Below are 1,002 nucleotides of genomic sequence, written 5' to 3'. Positions count from 1 at the left end.
TGTACACACCGCCCGTCACACCATGGGAGTGGGCTGCACCAGAAGTAGATAGCTTAACCTTCGGGAGGGCGTTTACCACGGTGTGGTTCATGACTGGGGTGAAGTCGTAACAAGGTAGCCCTAGGGGAACCTGGGGCTGGATCACCTCCTTACTGACGCTATTGTTGCGAGTGTTCACACAGATTGTATAGGTTAAAGTTATAAGAGGATATGTTCCCAAACATATCAGCGTGTCCCATTCGTCTAGAGGCCTAGGACACCGCCCTTTCACGGCGGTAACAGGGGTTCGACTCCCCTATGGGACGCCATTGGGTTGTTAGCTCAGTTGGTAGAGCAGTTGACTTTTAATCAATTGGTCACAGGTTCGAATCCTGTACAACCCACCACWMTATTGTGGGCGATTAGCTCAGTTGGGAGAGCACCTCCCTTACAAGGAGGGGGTCACTGGTTCGAGCCCGGTATCGCCCACCACGCTTTAAAGGTTTTTGCTTAAGAATCTTTAGAACGTGGTTTATTTAGCAATAAACGACATGTTCTTTAACAATCTGGAAAGCTGACAAGTCATTCTTAAAGAATGACAGTAAAGTTCTCAATCAGTGACAGAAATGTCACTCACACAATCAAGTGTGCTTGGGCTTTGTCTTATTGAATCAWTAACGACAAAGCTTCTATTTGAGTCCGGCAAAAACAAAACCTTAATTGGTTGATGATTCAACACTCAGTGGTTTTGCGACGCAGATTTCTTTTTAAGACAGTCTCGCGCAAGAAAAACCTCTTGGGGTTGTATGGTTAAGTGATTAAGCGTAGGCGGTGGATGCCTTGGCAGTCAGAGGCGATGAAGGACGTACTAACCTGCGAAAAGCGATGGTGAGCTGGTAAGAAGCATTTGAGCCATCGATGTCCGAATGGGGAAACCCACCTGCATAAGCAGGTATCTTAGCGTGAATACATAGCGCTAAGAGGCGAACTCGGGGAACTGAAACATCTAAGTACCCGAAGGAA

Annotated in this window: 3 tRNA genes and 2 rRNA genes; all 5 read left to right on the top strand. The window is 47.1% G+C overall.

From position 1 onward, the window contains the following. Positions 1-152 (top strand): 16S ribosomal RNA (locus BZG13_RS15100); the annotation flags it as partial. A gap of 80 nt (positions 153-232) precedes the next feature. After that, positions 233-308: transfer RNA gene (locus BZG13_RS15095), tRNA-Glu, on the top strand. Positions 309-310: 2 nt separating this feature from the next. Then, positions 311-386, top strand: a tRNA-Lys gene (locus tag BZG13_RS15090). Positions 387-395: 9 nt separating this feature from the next. Continuing rightward, positions 396-471, top strand: a tRNA-Val gene (locus BZG13_RS15085). Positions 472-787: 316 nt separating this feature from the next. Then, positions 788-1,002, top strand: a 23S ribosomal RNA gene (locus BZG13_RS15080); the annotation flags it as partial.

The organism is Salinivibrio sp. ML323 (genome assembly GCF_001995745.1).
GTDB classification, from domain to species: domain Bacteria; phylum Pseudomonadota; class Gammaproteobacteria; order Enterobacterales; family Vibrionaceae; genus Salinivibrio; species Salinivibrio kushneri.
This window is presented reverse-complemented; position numbering and strand designations above follow the sequence as displayed.